Below are 18,795 nucleotides of genomic sequence, written 5' to 3'. Positions count from 1 at the left end.
TTTACAACAGCTTGCCTAAAACTTTCTACCATGGAGGCGGCACTTTTAGCTCCTGACAGCAACAAAAAGCCCCCGCCCCCATGCCTGATTAACAGACATAGGGACGAGAGCTTAACTTATTCTCCCGCGGTTCCACCCTACTTGATTTCATACCTTGTATGAGCAAGTTTGCTGCCAAGACAAGAACGAAATCCACTTTCATTCGCCGCATCCGTACTCCCGGGTGCCATGTTCATGAACGTTGTCCCGCCAGGCTTCCACTGCCCCCAGCTCGCTGAATAACGACAATACAGTCCACTACTTTCCCGATCAATGCACGCCTCTCCCCAATTGGAGCATAACGACGATCATATAATAAACTGATCCTATAGTAACGGAAAAATCAGCTTTCGTCAAATCTTGTACTTGTCGAGCTGGTCTAGGAAACTTTGTGACTTCAGCTTTAATCCGAGTTGTACATCCATAAAGGCCCGCATAATTTTTTTCAGCTCATCCCGGCTGCTTTCCTTTACATCCACATTGCCTAGTCTAGTTAGGTCAAGTCTGGCGAATAATCGCAGCAGCTTCAACGCACGAGCAGAGACCTCCATGGCTGGAGGGTCATTATGTTTACAACTGCGGCACAGTGCTCCTCCAAGGCGAGGGCTGACCAGCAGTTGATCATCCGGCTTCTCGGCACCACAAATTACACAAGAATCGAATTCAGGACCATAACCGGCTGCCTGTAAGATTTTCATTTCAAAGACATTTATGATAACGCCGGGTTCCTTGTCCTCTTCAAGTGCATTAAGACAGGCCGTAAGCTGGCGAAACCAGAAGCTTCCCGTTTCCTCATCATGCAGAACACGATCAAGCAGTTCACACGCATAAGACGCATAAGCAGCTTTGATCAAATCCTCACGCAGCGGATGGTGAGACTTCGTAATTTCGCCAGAATTCAGTGTCCCAAGTCCTCCATTATTTCTAAAAAAAACAAATTCCCCAACGGTGAACAGTTGGATCAATGCAGCATGGCGGCTTTTGACCTTCTTTGCGCCACGCACCAGAACCCCTACTTTTCCCGCGTTCTCGGTGCAAAGCGTAATAATTGCGTTCCCCTCGCCGTAGTCCATGCTGCGGATGACGATCCCTTCCACCCTGTGTAGCATGCCTCTTCCCCCAACCATTCGGCAAGCAACCAGTCCTTATTGCGCTTCTTCATCACAGGCCTTCTCTTCCTCCACTAGCTGTAATCCACTATCTTCAAGCGGATGGCCAGCTTCCTTATACAGCAGGTAAGCATCGACGTCTCCTGTCATTGCAAAATACTTCCACGAAAAGTTTCGCATTCGTATTCATCCTTTCTTGGGAAAGACGATGTCTCTTATCAAGAATTAGGATGGTGCGATGGAGCAGGTTCTATCCTTGCAATTCCTACCAAACGAGGAATAACGGAATTAACTTAAAGGTCTTTATGGAAGCCCAAATCCCGCAGAACGCGGTCCTGATTGCGCCAATCTTTTTTCACTTTTACCCATAGCTCCAGAAAAATCTTCGAACCCAGCAGGTTCTCAATATCTGTCCGAGCCCGTCTGCCGACCTCTTTCAGCATTGCCCCTTGCTTGCCGATAATAATTCCCTTTTGGGAATCACGCTCAACAAAAATAACAGCTGAAACATGTACTACTCCATTAGGCTCAACCTTCATATCTTCGATGGCTACAGCAATAGAGTGCGGCACTTCTTCACGAGTCAAATGCAGAATTTTCTCCCGGATTAATTCCGCGCAGACAAATTGCTCGGGGTGATCCGTGATTTGATCTTCCGGATAATACTGAGGGCCTTCCGGCAAGTACTTGGCAACCTGCTCTAACAGCGTGTTAACATTGCTGCCCATCTTCGCAGAAATCGGAATAATTTCGGCAAAATCATGCAGCTTGTTATATTGGGCCATAAGCGGGAGCAAAGCTTCCGGCTCTATTTTATCGATCTTGTTGAGCACCAGAATCACCGGTGTCTTCAGACCATTTAATTGCTCGGCAATGTAACGGTCTCCACCGCCCAAGCCCTCTGACGCATCCACAAGGAATAACACAGCTTCTACTTCACCCAGTGTACTCATTGCAGTCTGGTTCATGTAGTCGCCTAGCTTGGACTGTCTTTTATGAATCCCCGGTGTGTCCAGGAATACGATTTGTGAAGTGTTTGTTGTGTAAACACCATGAATTTTGTTTCTGGTTGTCTGTGGCTTATCCGACATGATGGCAATCTTCTGGCCAATGACCTGATTCATGAGTGTTGATTTACCTACGTTTGGTCTGCCGATAATTGCGACAAAGCCTGATTTGAATTTCATATTATCTTCCTTCCATACTTACCTTCTAGTTCAATCTTTTTCAATCATTCAATCTTTTTTTAAAAGCTTTTTCGCTCCCCCTGAATCTCCCTCAGCCAAGGGGGACCCCAAGGGCCCCGACCCTCTGGACACCCGAAAATAGGCGTACCTGCAACGTTCGACCGGATTAGAGGGACGGTTGTGCATGAGCGCTTTTGTCCCCTGTTGGGGACACGCTTCACTGTCGCTTATTAACACGGTTCGCATTAAGCTCACCATGGAGAAAAATTACTGAGATGCAGCTTACAGGCAGGGTTTCAAGTTACGATGGGCAAAGAATCGCTGGCGGCTTTTGCCGCGGCGCTTACCTCGTAATATTACTCTAATAACACATAGTTTGCACCAGTTTAGCCTAACTTGGTAGAACTAGAACACTTTTAATTGTATTTTGTACAACTAATTTTAGTTTGAGTTTATGTTTTGGTGCTTTAGTTGTATTCTGTGCAATTAAATCCTGTCTTAAGAGCCTAATATGGACTTTATCATAAATTTAATTGTACTATCTGCAACTAAATTCATTTTTGTGGGAAAGAGTAGCAATTTAACTGTACATTGTGCAATTAAAGTAGCAACCTTCGTCTAACTATGCCTAATTTGCCTTTATACGGGCACAGGCATTAAATCAAAACCTCATTTTATTCTGAAGCTTGTCCTTGCTTTAGATCTACGGGACCAAAAGCGCCTGGAAGCAATTCTCCCACCGTAGTCTCAACGATATCACCCTTCATGTTTCCAAGAATAACCTTCATATCTGGTGAACACAACTCAATCATTACTTGCCGGCACACACCGCAAGGTGAAACGGGGCCGTCAGAGTCAGCTACTACGGCAATTGCTTTAAAAGAACCAACAGCATGTCCATCCGCAATCGCACGGAATAATGCTGTCCGTTCCGCACAGTTGGTTGGGCCAAAAGCAGCATTTTCCACATTACAGCCGTGGTGAATATGACCATCCTGATCAAGAAGGGCAGCTCCCACTCCGAATCGGGAATATGGAATGTAAGCTTTAGCTCGTGCTTTAATCGCCTCTTGCATAAGAAGAGTAGAATCCATATTTTGTCCTCCTAAAGTTTTGTGAGTATTGACTTCGTTGATTTTTCTTCGCACAAAACTCACTTCGTAAGCATACGCTCTGTTTTGTTTATCGTAACTTCCTGTTATCACTTCAACAAAACTCACTTCGTAAGCATCTAATTAGTTTCGTTTATCGTTATTTTCTCAGCATGCACTAAATTTTATCAGCGTACTTCATCAGATATATTCGGGTACATAACTCACTTCAAAATTATTCAGTAACGAAAGAGGCGGAATCGCAAAACGCGGGTCCGCCTCTCCCCTGAATTGATTTTGTATCCTGATTATGACATAAGTCCGCTAATCCAGTCCATCACAGGCTGGTAAAAAACATAGATCCCGACTAAGACAGCAAACACCGCCGTGAGAAGCACAGCTCCTGCGGCGGTATCTTTTGCTCTCTTAGCCAGTGGATGAATCTCTGGCGAGATCAGATCAACCGTCGCTTCAATTGCCGTATTGAGCAGTTCGGCAGTTAGGACAAGCGTGATCGAGAACAGCAGCAACATCCAACTGGCCAGCGGAAGTCTGAACACGGCAGCGGCAACTAGCACAACCACCGCTAAACAGCAATGCACCTTCATGTTAAGCTCGGATTTGAATGCCGACACTAAGCCTTGCGATGCAAACCGAAAAGAGTGCCAGAACTTCTTGTGCCCTACCGCCGTGTTCTTCACCATTAGCGCGTCAACCCAACCTGAGATAGTACTTTTTCTTGCTTGGACATCATTTCTGCTTCTGAGGCTTCATCCTGATGATCATATCCTAACAAATGCAGAAATCCGTGAACAAAAAGAAAACCAAGCTCTCGTTCCAGTGAATGACCGTATTCCAGCGCCTGCTCCTGCGCACGAGTTACGGAAATGATTATATCCCCAAGTACGTCTGGGACATCTTCCAGCGCCTCGCCTTCCTCTACCTCGTATATAATGTCCAGCTCGTCCTCTCCGCTTTCATTCATAGCAAAAGAAAGCACGTCCGTCGGACGGTCAATTCCCCGATATTCTAAATTCAACTCATGTATACGAGCGTTATCGACAAAAGTAAGAGCTACCTCGCCCCGATCGATCCCTTCCGCTTCACCTGCTTTTTGCAAAATACTCTCCAGCAGCGTAATGAGATCGTCCTTTATCTCGTATTCTTCTTGCTCGTTATCCCAAACGATCTCCAAACTCATGGGTTAGGTGCCCCTTCCTCTTTTTTCGGCTTACGCACATCTTCTGGGTATTCGATCCGTGAATGGAAAATTCCCATAACCGTCTCCTTCAGAGTCCGTGCAATAATATCCAATTCTTTAATCGTCAAATCACATTCGTCAAACTGATGATCATCCAGTCGACTTTTAATAATCTTCTCAATCATCGTTTCCACCTGCAGAACAGTTGGCTTACGCAATGATCTCACTGCAGCCTCGACACTGTCGGCAATCCCCACAACGGCTGCTTCCTTCGACTGGGCTTTCGGTCCAGGATAACGGAAATCTTCCTCGGTAAAATCAGCCTCGACACCTTTTTCTTCAGCCAGCTTCAGTGCCTTATGGTAAAAATAATGCAGGAACGTTGTTCCATGATGCTGCTCCGCAATGTCACGGATTGGTTTTGGCAGCTTATATTCTCGTTGCATTTCCACCCCGTCACGGGCGTGGGCAACGATGATAGATTTACTAAGCTTCGGTTCAATAGAGTCATGTGGGTTTTCCATATTATTCTGATTCTCGATAAAATAAAACGGACGTTTTGTTTTGCCAATATCATGATAATACGATCCTACCCGGCATAATAAGCCATCTGCTCCAATTGCTTCCGCGGCAGCCTCCGACAGGTTACCTACCATTACACTATGGTGATAGGTTCCCGGGGTTTCGGTAAGCAGCTTGCGCAGCAGCGGGTGGTTTGGATTAGACAATTCTACCAGCTTCAATGCTGATAGAATACCAAAGGTTGCTTCGAAGAAAGGCATTAGCCCAATCACAAGCACAGCCGTCAATAGCCCCCCTGCAAAAGCAAAACCAACCGAATACAAGGTACCTACCTCTTTCCATGCCCCTCCACCTAGCAGTATCTGCATAAAGACTGTCAGACAGCCAAAAAGCGATACCATAATCCCGCCTTTAAGGAGCGTGGAGCGTTGACCCGCACGGTGAGTCGCAAAGATAGCCACGTAAGAAACCACAATGGCAAAGAAACCAAAGTTAAAATCAAAGATTGAGTTCTGCTGCACATTCAAAATAACACTTGCCAGTACACTGAATAGAATGGAGCAGAAATAGGCCAAAGGCATGTCCAGAAGCATTGCAATTAACATTGCGCCAATCGCCACCGGTGCCAGGAATCCGATATAAGATCGGACATCGGTCTGCAAAACAGCGGCCAACCGCATAGAGATAATAGTTATAACAAATACAAGCACCAGCATCAATAGCTGAGAATTGTTGTACTTAAAGCCTGAGGTACCGCCAGAATAACGAATGAACGCAAGCAAACCGACGGAAAGCATCGCAGAGAGTATCAATAGGCCTAATTGGGGCCAGTAATTCACCTCATTGCTTAGTAGACCATTCTCATCCAAAAGAGTGTAGAGCTCTGGAGTAATTAGCTGCCCCTTAGCAACAAGCGTGTCCCCTTGCTCGATGAACACATCAGGTGTGTTCTCCCGGGCTTGTACCTTCGCTTCCTTGGTAGCATCCTCATCGTAGAACTTGTTACTTGTGATCACAAGACGTACAAGCTCCTGAACAACCTCACGCGCTGTACGCTGGCTTAGAGAACTAATACTGACCTGTTCCGCTACCTTGGCGCGAGCAGTCTGCGCATCCGTAATCTGATCATTCATCAGCCTAGTTACAATATCTCGGGCGACAGGCTTCATCTCGATAATGTCCTGAGAGGTCAGGCGCGGAATCTTAATGTAAGTCTCTTCCGGAATGACATAGGTCTGCTCTTTGATGACAGATTGCATTTCATCCAGAAGGTGATCTGAATAAGTAGCGCTGCCTCGATTGGAAGCTACGAAATTCAAGATGAAGTCGCTGGCTCTCTGCGGAATCTCATCACGATAAATCCCCGTCTTATCGCTTTGCGAAATCAGATCATCCTGATTGAGGCGATCTATCCGGTCCAGCAGTGAGGTCACAAGGTTGTCCGCCCTCATCGGGATAATTTTGTACTTGGGAGATACGCTTTCAGCCGCTTCCTCAGCCGCCTTTAACGTAGCTTTGGTGTCCTTAATTTGTTTCGGTGCCGTTATTTCCTTTGCACTGTAAGTATTCTCTTTAATATCATATTTCTTAGGTAGCAATTCTGGCGACAAGCTGAAGTAGAACACTAGGCCGAGTAACAGGAAAAGAGCATAGCGTGTCACTGCGCTATACTTCCATCCGTTGTTCGTATATACAAATCCGCTTAATTTAGATGGTTGCTTTGAAGCCATGAAGACAATCCCCTTTATTGGAGGTTTTCGGCAGAGCGGTCATAGGCAACGATAATTTTCTGCACCAGGGAATGCCGTACAACATCCTGTTCCGCGAAGTAGACAAAGCCAAGTTCTTCTATGCCGGATAAAATCGCTTTGGCTTCAATCAAACCGGATTTCTTGCCGCGGGGCAGGTCAATCTGGGTAACGTCACCTGTAATCACCATTTTGGACCCGAAGCCGAGTCGAGTCAGGAACATTTTCATTTGCTCAGGTGTGGTATTCTGTGCTTCATCCAGGATGATAAATGAATCATCCAGTGTACGTCCGCGCATATAAGCCAGCGGAGCAATCTCAATCAATCCCCGTTCAAGCGCCTTAGCCACCTGATCGGGTCCCATAACGTCGTATAACGCATCATAAAGCGGACGCAGATATGGATCTACCTTTTCTTGCAAATCCCCTGGAAGGAATCCTAGACTCTCTCCTGCTTCTACTGCGGGACGCGTAAGAACAATACGCTTAACCGAACCCTCTTTCAGTGCCGTAACTGCAAGCACCACTGCCAAGTAGGTCTTCCCCGTTCCTGCAGGACCGATTCCGAATACAATATCACGCTTCTTGATCGTTGTCACATAATGCTTCTGGCCGACCGTTTTGACACGGATAGGCTTTCCGCGAAAAGTTGTAGTAATTTCTCCTTTGAACAAATCGAGCAATTGATCAGCACGAAAATCTTTCGCCAGTTCCACAGCGTACTGCACATCACGTTCAGTAAGTATGTAACCGCTACGAATGAGGGACAGTAGCACATTAAACAATTGCCCCAGCATGTCTACTTCCCGCTCAGCTCCACGAATCGTTAGCTCAGCTTCACGCGAATCAATAATGGCGGGAATTTCACTCTCGATGATTTTTAAGAATCCATCCTGCGGGCCAAACAGCGATTGCGCTTCTCCCGCATTTTGCAAAGATATACGAATGCTTGCAGTCTGTTCTGACAAGTAGCCTCATTCTCCTCAATTGTTTACTATTGGCAGTTCTTCGGAAATTTTTTCTTCTACTTCAAAGATCACTTTCATATAAACTTTACCATTCTCTTTCTTCTCATGCAAAACTTTTTGACTTTTGATGACGCTATCAACACCATATCGAGCTAAAATATCATTCTTAGCCCGCTCAATCCCCCTCGCAACTCCGGCTTCTGGAGTTATCGTATCCTTTGTTTCATTGATCTCCATTTCTTTCTCAGTCATCAGGCCCAGCGGCAGCTCAATAGAGCGCCAAGACAGCGGATCATGCTCTGTGAGCGTCTTTGAATTCTCAAAGGCGGATTTGCCATAACCCCACAGCTGAATAGCCCATTTCCCCAACACAAGATAAGTGCGATCCTTACGCTCCCCAGTATAGGTACTATTTGTTGTTTTAAGAGGGACCTCGATATTGTACTCATGCCAAACCAAGCCCTTAACCTCACCCTTGGCTACCACATACTCTACATTTTCTTCGTCTCCAAGAGCACCGGAAATCAGGATATCTCCTTTTTTCACACGCGAATTACGCGCAACTACCGGTCTGCCCTGTTCCGCATATATTTCTGTTACCACCGCATCTGTTCGGCTAATTAAATGGCGCTGGCTAAGCAAAGGTTTGATGTCGGGCTGTTTAGCCTCTACAACCTGAATTTTGATGCTCGTCCCCGTCCGTTGCAGCCCTATCCAAGAAACACCCGGTAAATGGGCCAGCAGCCCCTTAGAGAGCTTGTCCGGCTCCTCCAGACGCCATATCCACTGAAAAGGGTACACCCCCTCCTGGCGAGCAGCAGCCAATATATCCTCAGAGGCAATCTTTTCATTTCCTTCGACTCTAATACTCCATACCATCGTAGATAACATAAAAAGTGTAATTCCAAACATTAAAATACCTATGCCAAAAAATTTCCTTTTCCACAGCCGTGCCATAAGAAATGGAAGTCCGCTTCTACCGGTAACGTGCATACGACAGCCTGTCTTTTTTAAAATCGGCCGGAGGACATAAAAATCATCCAGAAGCAGCTTAAGGGAAGCGCCGCCCTCAGCGGGCCTCACATCCCAAATCATGATTCCTGCTTCAGAAATGAAATTAATAAATCGCTCCACCTGAGGTCCCGTCACATGCAGTGTAACGAACCCCCGCAGTGATGACAGAGGTGGCTCCTTCATGATCTCTCCTCGCTTTCGTTATATCTGATCTCCCCGATAACGCCTTCTACAGCCAATTCCTGGCCTAGAATATTTCGGATGACAAGTCCCTCGCCTGTGATTTCAAGCGATCCTTTAGCTAACGCGAGCTTAAGCTGACCAGAGGAAAAATGCAGCACGCCGCGATGGTTCTCAATATGCAGTTCCTTATTGCCGATCAGGGTGATCCGGGGCATTTCCTGTAATAAGTCCTGTGGTAGATCCAGTACCCCGTTTGTCCATCCCCGCAGCCTGCGGCCAATACGGGTCATAAGTAGACGTTCCCCCTTCCTGCCTTCTGTACACCTTATGCGGCAACGCTTTTTTTTATGAGAAGAAGTAACAAAGGAGGACCCTTCTAGTGTGAAAAAAGCAAAAAAAGCCCCGGCAACCTATCGTAAAGATAGGAAACCGAGGCTTTATTGTTACTATGATCCGTAAATATTATCTTCGGGTAGAATGCGGCTGACGAGAACGCGGTGGTCCCAGAATCTCTGCCCAGACTACACCATTGCGCAGGTCGTCACGACTCCCTGTTCCATGTGTCTGGTCTGCCGCAGAGGGTGAGTTGGTGTTCTTAGTCTTATTTGACCTTTTGGAATCTGCACCCGCTATCCCGTCAAAAGCAGATTGAAGACGCCGCACCTCTTCTTGCATTCTTTGTGTGCGTAATTCAACTCCGTCATCGGCATGCTCCAAAGACATTCCTTCTCCAGTAGAATAATCTGGAGTTGGTATATACGCGGGTTCTGGAAAGGCAGGAGAGGCATCATACTCCCGGTTATCCTCTGACATCGACTGCCGGGAAGAGGTGTTAACAGGAGCAGGAAATCCACTGCCAGACTCCGCTTGGCGCCCTCCATCGATATCCGGGCGCTTTACCCGGCGGAGCGGAGAATCCTCTCCGCCCCCAAAAGTGGGCATCCCCCCGCGAGGAGCTCCTTTGGGCTTGTTTTTAGTTGCTTTATTCACATTGGATACGATCGCGAATATAATAACCGCAATAATATAGATCCAGCTCATGGAGATTCACATCCCCTTTTATTTATTATTGTTAGGACGGTTATTGTCGTCCTGATCATTCATTTTGCCGAGAGATCCCCGCATTTGGGTATCTGCCTCGATGTTTTTGATATTCATATAATCCATCACGCCGATTTGGCCATTTCTGAGCGCCTCAGCCATCGCCATAGGCACCTGAGATTCAGCTTCTACAACAAGAGCCTTCATCTCTACTACGCGCGCCTTCATCTCTTGCTCGTGAGCGACAGCCATCGCTCTGCGTTCTTCCGCCTTGGCTTGGGCAATACGTTTGTCCGCTTCTGCTTGCTCAGTTTGTAGATAAGCACCGATGTTCTTGCCTACATCGATATCCGCAATATCAATGGAGAGGATCTCAAAAGCAGTACCTGAATCCAGACCTTTGGACAATACCGTCCGCGAAATCAAATCCGGGTTCTCAAGGACATCTTTGTGGGAATCACTCGAACCTACTGTCGTTACAATCCCTTCACCAACACGGGCAATAATCGTTTCTTCACCCGCACCACCCACGAGACGGTCGATATTGGCACGAACAGTTACGCGCGCTTTTACCTTAACTTCAATCCCGTTCTTAGCAACAGCCGCAACAACCGGTGTCTCAATTACACGAGGGTTAACGCTCATTTGCACAGCCTGCAGCACATCACGTCCTGCAAGATCAATGGCTGCTGCGCGAGTAAATTCCAGAGGAATATCTGCACGTTGTGCTGCAATAAGCGCATTAACCACCCGGTCTACGTTACCACCTGCGAGATAGTGACTCTCCAGTTGATTAATGTTCAGTCCAAGACCTGCCTTGGTCGCTTTAATCATTGGGTTAACGATACGACTTGGGGTTACACGACGCAGTCTCATCGCCACCAGTGTAATAATACTGATTCTAACGCCCGACGCTAATGCAGAAATCCAGAGCATAACCGGGAAGAAACTTAAAAACACGCTTAATACAATAATCACCACTACCGCGATAAACAGAATAGGAATCAAAGATGCTTCACCCATACTATATAACCTCCGTAAATTTATTCTAGAACTGTTATTGGTTCCAGTGTTTACCTTATTCCTTGATTTCTTTCACAACAATCCGTCCGCCCTCTACTTTAATAATAGAGACCGGTGCATTAGCACTAATAAAACTACCTTCTGTAACAACATCCACACGTTCGCCGCCTATCATAGCCGTTCCTGATGGACGAAGCGGAGTAATACTGGTTCCTGTAGCGCCTAATAAGCTAAGCTTCTCTTCTACGGGCACAAATCCCTGATCTTTAGTAAGGCTTTCCTTCAAAATAAATCTGTTCCAGATCCCTCGTTCTTTAAAAATGACCGCAACAATTACTACAACTATAGTCGCAGCTACGAAAGAGATACCTAGACTGAGAAGTGCATGCTTATAGCTGTAAGCAGCTCGTACGACACCCGCTACAAGGCTAACAGAGCCGAGCAGCCCCAATATTCCGAAGCTAGGCACAAAGAGCTCCAGCACAAGCATGACAAGCCCAATGATAAACAAGAGCCAAGTTTCCGCTCCGGCGAATCCTGCAACATAGTTGCCGAAGAAATATAGCACAAAAGCCAATGTCCCGATAATTCCTGGCGCACCAAAGCCTGGAACAATCAGTTCAATTACAACGCCTGTAATCCCAATGAACAGCAGAATCGTCATAATAATCGGATTGGTCAGAAATTGCGACATTTTTTCCGCACCGGTATGCTCTACGCGAAAGATGTCGTCTGTAGTATATCCAAGCCAATGAATTGCTTCTTCAGGGGTATCTGTAATTTGATCAGCGTAACCAGCTTTTAAAGCTTCTTCACTAGACAAGGCAATGATTTCTCCCTGTGTCTTAGTCACACCAAGCTCTGGCTTATCCACGACCAAATTACTATCCACCATACCAGCGGCAATGTCTGGATCACGATCATTCAGAGCAGCAGCGCCAATCATTTTAGATCTCCAGTAGGATATCATTTTGGCATCATCGACTTTTTGACCATTCATGTCTACCAAAGAAGCAGAACCGATCATACTGCCCGGCTTCATGATTATTGCACCTGCATTAAGTGCTATGTAACTGCCTGCAGAAGCGGCATCACCTTTAATATAGGCAGCTGTTGGTATTTCACTCTCTCTTACCATCGTCCCAATCTCTTCTGCCGATTTCACCAGCCCTCCAGGTGTATCGACCTCTAGTAGAATAAGGACTGCTCCATAATTAGCGGCTTCTTCAAATCCTCTTTCCAAAAAGCTTTGCAAACCCCGTTCAATCTTTTGATCTACCGGAATAATAAACACGGGACCTTGTTTCAGCTCACTGTTCGTAACCCCCGGTGTTTTCGGGGCTGTCCCGTCAGCGCTTACATTCGTTGCAAAGGGTGTCAGGAGGAGTAACAGCAGGACCACAGGAATGCTAGCTAACAGTATTTTCCGTAATCTTCTCAATGATTTTACCTCCCTTCTTTAGCTTGACCCAGAACTCATAACCCTTAATACGCTGAAATTGGATTTACGTTTCATAACATAGAAAAGCACCCCTTTTACAAGGGGTGCTAGTGCTATATTATTGCAGAAATTGCAGAACCGCCTGGTTCACGAGTTTACCATCAGCGCGACCTTTGACCTTAGGCATCAGTGCGCTCATGACCTTCCCCATTTCGCTCTTCGAAGAAGCACCGGTTTCCTGGATGGTCTGCTGTACAATTACTTTAATTTCTTCTTCGGAAAGTTGCTCGGGAAGATATTTAATAATAATCTCGATTTCTGCTTTTGTACTCGCGGCAAGCTCGTCGCGACCCGCTGATTCAAATTCTTGGAGGGCATCTTTGCGCTGTTTGATTTCACGACTAAGGATATCAAGCACTTCGTTGTCGTCCAATGTTCTCTTCAGATCTATTTCAAGATACTTTATTGTAGAACGAACCATTCGAATCGTGGAGAGCGTGAACTTGTCCTTACTCTTCATCGCTTGCTTCATATCTTCGTTCAATCTCTCGCTAAGATTCATGCGTGGGTAATCCTCCTAAAACTTTCTCTTACGAGCAGCCTCAGACTTCAGCTTTTTCTTAACGCTCGGCTTTTCGTAATGTTTGCGTTTCTTCACCTCAGCCAAGACACCATCTTTTGCGATGGAACGTTTAAAGCGACGAAGTGCAGCATCAATTGTCTCGTTTTTGCGAACTTTCGTTTCAGACACAGGTTTCCCCTCCCTCCGACCATACCGTCCAAGAGCATAACACGGTTTATCAAACTCCATTATAGGTCAAACGGAAATAACGTGTCAACCTTCGTGCTATTCTTTTTTCTGGCAAGTTCTTCAACATTAAATGATTATGCTATGCGTGGGAAGCTGAGTTTCCAGTGAGCGCACCCAGCTTGGCTCCACCCAGCAGGTGATAATGAAGATGAGGCACAGCTTGTCCACTATCAGGCCCGCAATTATTGATTAAACGATAACCAGACTCAGCAATCCCAAGGTCTTTGGCGATCTGTTGGGCTACACTGTGGATTTCAGCAATTAGCGGAAGATCCTCAGGTGTAACATCATTCATTGAAGCAATGAACTTCTTGGGAATGATCAACACATGTACCGGTGCAGCCGGCTCGATGTCGTAAAATGCAAGAATACGTTCATTCTCAAATACTTTTTTGGAAGGAATAGTACCCTCAATAATTTTGCTAAACACGGTCTCCATAGAGTGCTTGCCTCCTAAAAATTGGTGAAATTCCACTTCATCATAAGATAATCATACAGGATAATCATCAATTACGAAAGCAGCAAGCAAACTCAGTATAATCAGCACCAAACTGTATCTGTTACAGAATGAACCATTAAATAAATATATCAACACCGTTAGGCCTAAAAAAGACAAAAAAAAGAGAAACACCCTTCACAGCTTATAAAGCTGATTCGGCGGCGGACGTATGAAAAGGAGTTCATTCCCTGCCATACGTCCGCCGAGGTGTTTCTAAAGTAATGTCGGCTTAGCTGTATTATAACAGCGCGTTGATACTGTATCTGTGATAAGAATCACACACATTGTAGATCTTCACATTTTTTCCAAAAGGATCCGAGATCCCCCTCCACCCTGTTCAGCAGGTACTACTACCAGCTTGCGTGGCAGTCGTGCCCGAAGCTCTGGAACATGGCTGATAATGCCGACAGACAGTTGGTCGTTATGCAGTCTTTCCAGTGAGGTAATTACCGTATCGAGCAATTCCGGATCCAGCGTACCAAAACCTTCGTCCAAAAAGAAAAATTGCAATGGATACTGCCCCCGCAGCTGAATCTGTGCCGAAAGAGCAAGTGCAAGTGACAAGGAAGTTAAGAACGTCTCTCCGCCGGAAAGCGTGGAGACCGGTCTTCTTACACCACCGTTTCCATCATCACGGATTACAAAGCCACCGCCCGAATCAACCTCCAGCGCATAACGCTGTTTGCTCAGGAAACGAAGCCGCTGAGAAGCAGACTGGCACACCTGCATCAATTGTTCCTCCGCAATATACTCAACAAAAGCATTTCCACGTAAAACCGTCTGCAATTTGGACAAATGATCCTGTAGGGAAGCATGTTCTAGCCGCTGGGCTTCAAGCTCCATCCAGCGAATATGCCGATGCCGCAGATCCTCTAGATCTCGCTCTGCACGCGCTCTTGCTTGCAGAGACATTTCATCCTCTGACTTACACGCGCTTAAGCTCTCCTGGCTAACTTGCCATTCCTCTTCACTTAAGCTGGCTCCATCAAGCTTCTCTTCAATATTGCGCAGCTGCAATGAGACTTCAGCTTCTTCAGCACGATGGGCACGTACCCGAGAAGATGAAATTTCCCGCTCTTCAGGTGCGAGAGCTGCTCCTTCAACCTCAGCGGCCGAACTAAACGGTGAAGAGGTTAAGCTTTGCTCCCACAGATGGCTTGAAGTCACATAATGCTCTCGAGCAGATTCTGCAGCCTGGCGGGTAATCGCTGCCTCCTTGATCTCATGCTGCGCTTTTTCCGCTGCCGTGAGATGTAATCGTTGGCTGGTCTCCACAGCTGCTAACAATTCCTGCAGACGACGCTCACACTCTGCTAGAAGTGGGGCAGCAGCGCGGCCATTAGTCCACTCTAGAAGACGCCGTTCTTTTTCACGCTGCAATTCTTCTTTGCCTTCCATCTGTGTATTCCACTGAGTAAGCTCTTTATCGAGTCCGGTGATAGTTTCCTGAAGATTCTGTACCGAAGCGCTTTTCTCATCCAGAAACTTGACACTGATTTCCAGTCGGGATCTAATTTCCTCAGCTTGAGCATCCTTGGCTAACAGCTCACGATAAGCTTTTTCTACCTCTTCCGGTGCCAAATCAGGGAACTGCTGTACCCAGTTCTGCCGCAAAGCGGTTAGTTGGCCACTCAGTTCCTTGGCTTTGGCGGTAAGACCTTCTACCCAGCTTCGCTCACCTTCGGCACCTGCTGCTTCTTTGAGGCATAGCTGCTGAACTTCCTGCATCGATTGCTGCCACTGTATCGCTGTACGGCGCAGTTCTCCAGACTGGCTTTTTAATGCTAAAAATGCAGCATCAAGTTCTGCCAAAGCTTTTTCATCTGGGATGGACATATCGGTAGAGGAAACCTCTGTAGTACTGACTTCTGAACCTGCCGCTGCAGGATGATTTACCGTATCAAAAGCTCCATCACCAAACACCTGCTCCAGCCAAACCAGGTCCTGCTCCCTTAAACCACGGAACATATGGCGTGCTTCCAAAGCACGTCTGGACAACACCCGAGCCTGTTGAAGCTTTGACTCCAGTTCCTGTTGCTCTAGGTTATCCTGCAATACAGCAGGGGCCGGGTGGTGTTCGCTGCCACATACAGGGCAAGGTTGTCCTGCTTCCAATTCTTTAGCCAATCCAAGCGACAGTCTGTGCAACTCATGCCCCTTGAGGGCTGCTTCCAAAGAACTGATATGTTGCTCCAGGCTTTCTGCTGCGGTGCGCGCAGCTTCTTCTGTCGCTAGCAGCTTCTCTTGATGCAGCGCCGCCTCGCGGATCAGCTGCCCGCGAGAAGCTTCCTGCTGCTCGCGACGGCCCTCGGCCTCCGCGAGTCGCGCCTGCGCAGCCGCGAGTGCAGCGGCACGCTCGCGGCGCTCCTTCTCCGCCTTATCCCACTGGGATTCGGCGGAGTGCAGCCCTTGCAGTCTCTGCATCGCTTCTTGCAGAGACTGCCGCTCCTGGGAGCGGACACCGAGCGGCTGCAAGCTCTGCTGCAGCTCTTGCTGGCGCTTTTGGCCCTTGGCCAAAAGCTCACGCTCCCGGGCCATGCCCTCCCGCAGCTCCGCCAGCTTGCGGGAGGCCTCTTCGCGGCGCTCGCGCAGAGCCGCGAGTTCGCGCCGCAGGGCGCCGAGCTCGGACTCGAGCTCGAGCGCGCGGCGGTAGGTGTCGGCCCCCTGCCGGAGGGCCGGCTCTTCCGCCGCAAGCGCGGCCTGCGCAGCAGCCGCGGCCGCAGCGGCATGCGCCGCCTCCTGCTCGGCAGCGGCGGCCAGCACCTCTTGACCCTCCGCGCGGGTCAATCGGCTCTTGAAGGCTTCTTCCGCGCTTCGCCATGCTTTCAGCGCGGGAAGCCTAGCCTCGGCCTCGTCAGCTTGGCCGAGCTTCCGTTCAAGGAGGAGAATCTCCTCCTCCTTGGAGAGCAGTCCCTGCCGCTGCAATTCGCGGCGGGTCCGTTCCTCTTGCAGCTCGCGAATGCGCGTGAAACGCTCCGCGACCTGCAGCGCCGCCTCCAGCTTGCGGCGGCATTCCACAGCATGTTGGGCTGCTTGTTCGAGGCGCTCCGCCGCTGCCTCTACATCCTCTTTGCCTGCGCTGCCAAGCCCCTGCTGCTCCGCTTCGAGCGCGCGGAGCGCAGCCTCATTCTCCTTCACCCGCCGGCTAAGCTTCAACGCAAGCTGATCGCCATACTGTTCCAAATGGAACAGGCGCTGCAGCATTTGTCGGCGGTCTACGCCCCGAAGCGATAAGAATTCGGCGAATTTCCCCTGCGGCAATACAACTGCTCGCGTGAAGTCATCCATTTTGAGTCCAATATGCTCTTCCACACAACGTGTAACATCTGCGAGTTTATCCGCCATAACGTTATCCCCGTCAGGTGTGACTTCAATGAAACGGCTAATGGTGTTGCTGACTGTTTGCTCACCTGTCCGCTTGAACTTACGTTCAACACGATAACGATGTGCCCCAGCAGAGGAAGTGAGCTCGAAGGTAAACGCCACGCTGAGTGAATCCTCAGAGTGATTCATAATCCCCTGTGTCCCGTTAACGGCGCGCTCTACTTTCCCGTACATCGCCAAAGTAATAGCATCCAACAAACTGGACTTGCCGCTGCCCGTAGGTCCAAAAATCCCAAACAGCCCGGTCTCACACAGACTTTCAAAATCTATTTCCTGCATTTCTCTATAACTCTGCAATCCTGCAACTTTTAATAAAATAGGCTTCACCTTAGTTCTCCTCTCCTTCCTCCGGCTGCTGCCGTTCTTCTTCGGTTAGCTGTAAGAACAGCTCAATCAAACGATCCTCCGGCTCCGCCCCGCCCGTCTGCCGCTGATAGAATTTACGGAACAATTCTTGTACAGGCATACGTGAACGGGAAATCTGTTCGAGCTCCAGCTCCATTTGCGGATAAATCGGACGAATATGAATGATCCCCTCACGTGATTTACGCAGGCGCTGAATATCATTCATCGACATAGCTTCACTGAGCCGAATCTCCAAATCTATAAAAGCAGAAGCATCTCTACCTTCATCCAACCAGTTATATACCTCTTGCAATCCACCCGTAGAGCTCCATCTTACAAGTGGACGCCCACAGCGTAGATAGATTTCTTCGAAGGTCGGCTCACCGCCCGGCGCGACATCAATCAGCGTCACCGACTTGGCTTGTCCTGCTTCCGAAAAGCTATATGCCAACGGGGATCCGCTATAACGGATCATCCCTTCCCCTTTAACACGCTGAGCGCGATGAAGATGGCCTAGGGCAGTATATTGCGCTCCACAGGATAAAGCAGAAGGATCTACAGTGTAAGCCCCACCCACTTGAATCGGGCGTTCCGAATCACTCTCTACACCACCCAGCACATAAATATGGCTCATCGCCAAATTTACGGTTTGTCGGGTAAATTCCCTTCCCAACAGCTGCATGAGTTTGCCTACCCGTGCGCTGTAAGCCAGTCGAAGCTCCTCTTCCCCGCTGTCCCCAGCAAGCAGCTCACCAAGACGTGCCTCTGAGGGATAGGGAAGGGCTGCGATTTTGGCAATCTCACCCGTGCGCGCAGCATGAACTGTCACTGGCTCTGAGGTTGGAAGTCCTACCAAGGTAATCCCCTGCCTTAATACAAGCGGGGAGACTGAAGATACGCGCTCCGGTTGGTCATGATTGCCGGCAATCACCACAAGGGGCCTGCCCCCTGAAGATAGCCTGGCAGCAGCCTCATAGAATAATTGCTCCGAAGCCGCTGGTGGATTAACGGAATCGTACACATCTCCCGCCATCATAATCAAATCCACCTTATGAAAATCGGCGATCTCCACCAATTCATCTATGAACTGCTCTTGCTCCTTCTGGCGGCTTCTTCCCTCCAGCGTACGGCCCAAGTGCCAATCCCCCGTATGCAATATCCGCATCTTCGTCCTCTTTCCCCGCTCCTA

18 protein-coding genes are annotated in these 18,795 nt (G+C 48.2%); all 18 read right to left on the bottom strand.

Annotated elements, in window-relative coordinates; all coding sequences use genetic code 11:
- Positions 1-392 precede the first annotated feature (392 nt).
- The 18 genes from recO to MKY63_RS17470 all read right to left on the bottom strand — a co-directional run bounded on the left by recO (position 393) and on the right by MKY63_RS17470 (position 18,771).
- A complete protein-coding gene (recO, locus tag MKY63_RS17555) occupies positions 393-1,148 on the bottom strand; it encodes a DNA repair protein RecO (RefSeq protein WP_036683821.1) in 756 nt (251 codons plus the stop codon).
- Between the two features lie 36 nt (positions 1,149-1,184).
- On the bottom strand, positions 1,185-1,328 hold the full coding sequence (locus tag MKY63_RS17550; RefSeq protein ID WP_076098533.1) for a YqzL family protein: 144 nt from the start codon (positions 1,326-1,328) through the stop codon (positions 1,185-1,187).
- Positions 1,329-1,441: 113 nt separating this feature from the next.
- Positions 1,442-2,335: a GTPase Era gene (gene era / locus MKY63_RS17545; protein ID WP_036683823.1), complete on the bottom strand. Its 894-nt coding sequence runs from the start codon at positions 2,333-2,335 to the stop codon at positions 1,442-1,444.
- Between the two features lie 674 nt (positions 2,336-3,009).
- Positions 3,010-3,429 (bottom strand): cytidine deaminase, encoded by a 420-nt coding sequence (locus MKY63_RS17540; RefSeq protein WP_036683825.1) that lies wholly within the window; start codon positions 3,427-3,429, stop codon positions 3,010-3,012.
- A gap of 305 nt (positions 3,430-3,734) precedes the next feature.
- Positions 3,735-4,061 (bottom strand): diacylglycerol kinase family protein, encoded by a 327-nt coding sequence (locus MKY63_RS17535; protein WP_339809442.1) that lies wholly within the window; start codon positions 4,059-4,061, stop codon positions 3,735-3,737.
- A gap of 68 nt (positions 4,062-4,129) precedes the next feature.
- A complete protein-coding gene (gene ybeY, locus MKY63_RS17530; RefSeq protein ID WP_036683829.1) occupies positions 4,130-4,627 on the bottom strand; it encodes an rRNA maturation RNase YbeY in 498 nt (165 codons plus the stop codon).
- Positions 4,624-6,879, bottom strand: a complete 2,256-nt coding sequence (locus MKY63_RS17525) for an HDIG domain-containing metalloprotein (protein WP_036683831.1) — start codon at positions 6,877-6,879, stop codon at positions 4,624-4,626. The genes ybeY and MKY63_RS17525 overlap by 4 nt, the downstream gene beginning before the upstream one ends.
- Before the next feature lie 14 nt (positions 6,880-6,893).
- Complete coding sequence (locus tag MKY63_RS17520; protein WP_036683834.1) at positions 6,894-7,865, bottom strand: PhoH family protein; 972 nt, start codon at positions 7,863-7,865, stop codon at positions 6,894-6,896.
- A 15-nt stretch (positions 7,866-7,880) separates the two neighbouring features.
- The gene (gene yqfD / locus MKY63_RS17515) at positions 7,881-9,062 is read right to left on the bottom strand and encodes a sporulation protein YqfD (protein ID WP_036683842.1); all 1,182 of its coding nucleotides are present in this window, start codon (positions 9,060-9,062) and stop codon (positions 7,881-7,883) included.
- Positions 9,059-9,352 carry a sporulation protein YqfC gene (gene yqfC, locus MKY63_RS17510; RefSeq protein WP_036683844.1) on the bottom strand — a complete coding sequence of 98 codons (294 nt, stop codon included), beginning with the start codon at positions 9,350-9,352 and terminating at the stop codon, positions 9,059-9,061. Before yqfC ends, yqfD begins: the two co-directional genes overlap by 4 nt.
- A 172-nt stretch (positions 9,353-9,524) precedes the next feature.
- Positions 9,525-10,103: a hypothetical protein gene (locus MKY63_RS17505; protein ID WP_076098529.1), complete on the bottom strand. Its 579-nt coding sequence runs from the start codon at positions 10,101-10,103 to the stop codon at positions 9,525-9,527.
- An 18-nt stretch (positions 10,104-10,121) separates the two neighbouring features.
- Positions 10,122-11,126, bottom strand: coding sequence for a flotillin-like protein FloA (gene floA, locus MKY63_RS17500; protein WP_036683849.1), 1,005 nt, complete (start codon positions 11,124-11,126; stop codon positions 10,122-10,124).
- A 55-nt stretch (positions 11,127-11,181) separates the two neighbouring features.
- A complete protein-coding gene (locus tag MKY63_RS17495; RefSeq protein WP_076141827.1) occupies positions 11,182-12,567 on the bottom strand; it encodes an NfeD family protein in 1,386 nt (461 codons plus the stop codon).
- Positions 12,568-12,685: 118 nt separating this feature from the next.
- Positions 12,686-13,129 carry a GatB/YqeY domain-containing protein gene (locus MKY63_RS17490; protein ID WP_036683862.1) on the bottom strand — a complete coding sequence of 148 codons (444 nt, stop codon included), beginning with the start codon at positions 13,127-13,129 and terminating at the stop codon, positions 12,686-12,688.
- Between the two features lie 15 nt (positions 13,130-13,144).
- Positions 13,145-13,318 (bottom strand): 30S ribosomal protein S21, encoded by a 174-nt coding sequence (gene rpsU, locus MKY63_RS17485; RefSeq protein WP_036657994.1) that lies wholly within the window; start codon positions 13,316-13,318, stop codon positions 13,145-13,147.
- Between the two features lie 139 nt (positions 13,319-13,457).
- Entirely contained in the window at positions 13,458-13,817 is a 360-nt protein-coding gene (locus MKY63_RS17480) for a histidine triad nucleotide-binding protein (protein WP_036683863.1), read from the bottom strand.
- Positions 13,818-14,171: 354 nt separating this feature from the next.
- Complete coding sequence (locus MKY63_RS17475; RefSeq protein ID WP_339809437.1) at positions 14,172-17,588, bottom strand: AAA family ATPase; 3,417 nt, start codon at positions 17,586-17,588, stop codon at positions 14,172-14,174.
- Between the two features lies 1 nt (position 17,589).
- Positions 17,590-18,771, bottom strand: a complete 1,182-nt coding sequence (locus MKY63_RS17470) for an exonuclease SbcCD subunit D (RefSeq protein WP_036683873.1) — start codon at positions 18,769-18,771, stop codon at positions 17,590-17,592.
- Between the last annotated feature and the right edge of the window lie 24 nt (positions 18,772-18,795).

The organism is Paenibacillus sp. FSL R7-0189 (assembly GCF_037969925.1).
Lineage (GTDB): Bacteria > Bacillota > Bacilli > Paenibacillales > Paenibacillaceae > Paenibacillus_AQ > Paenibacillus_AQ odorifer.
Note: the sequence above shows the minus strand (reverse complement) of the source record. Positions and strands in the feature narration are given on the sequence as shown.

Bases quoted from the DNA above. Each gene is read 5' to 3' on its own strand.
- MKY63_RS17490 (WP_036683862.1), bottom strand. From the start codon at position 13,129: ATGAATCTTAGCGAGAGATTGAACGAAGATATGAAGCAAGCGATGAAG.
- yqfC (WP_036683844.1), bottom strand. From the start codon at position 9,352: ATGACCCGTATTGGCCGCAGGCTGCGGGGATGGACAAACGGGGTACTG.
- MKY63_RS17540 (WP_036683825.1), bottom strand. From the start codon at position 3,429: ATGGATTCTACTCTTCTTATGCAAGAGGCGATTAAAGCACGAGCTAAA.
- floA (WP_036683849.1), bottom strand. From the start codon at position 11,126: ATGGGTGAAGCATCTTTGATTCCTATTCTGTTTATCGCGGTAGTGGTG.
- recO (WP_036683821.1), bottom strand. From the start codon at position 1,148: ATGCTACACAGGGTGGAAGGGATCGTCATCCGCAGCATGGACTACGGC.
- yqfD (WP_036683842.1), bottom strand. From the start codon at position 9,062: ATGAAGGAGCCACCTCTGTCATCACTGCGGGGGTTCGTTACACTGCAT.
- MKY63_RS17480 (WP_036683863.1), bottom strand. From the start codon at position 13,817: ATGGAGACCGTGTTTAGCAAAATTATTGAGGGTACTATTCCTTCCAAA.
- era (WP_036683823.1), bottom strand. From the start codon at position 2,335: ATGAAATTCAAATCAGGCTTTGTCGCAATTATCGGCAGACCAAACGTA.
- ybeY (WP_036683829.1), bottom strand. From the start codon at position 4,627: ATGAGTTTGGAGATCGTTTGGGATAACGAGCAAGAAGAATACGAGATA.
- MKY63_RS17525 (WP_036683831.1), bottom strand. From the start codon at position 6,879: ATGGCTTCAAAGCAACCATCTAAATTAAGCGGATTTGTATATACGAAC.
- MKY63_RS17505 (WP_076098529.1), bottom strand. From the start codon at position 10,103: ATGAGCTGGATCTATATTATTGCGGTTATTATATTCGCGATCGTATCC.
- MKY63_RS17550 (WP_076098533.1), bottom strand. From the start codon at position 1,328: ATGCGAAACTTTTCGTGGAAGTATTTTGCAATGACAGGAGACGTCGAT.
- MKY63_RS17470 (WP_036683873.1), bottom strand. From the start codon at position 18,771: ATGCGGATATTGCATACGGGGGATTGGCACTTGGGCCGTACGCTGGAG.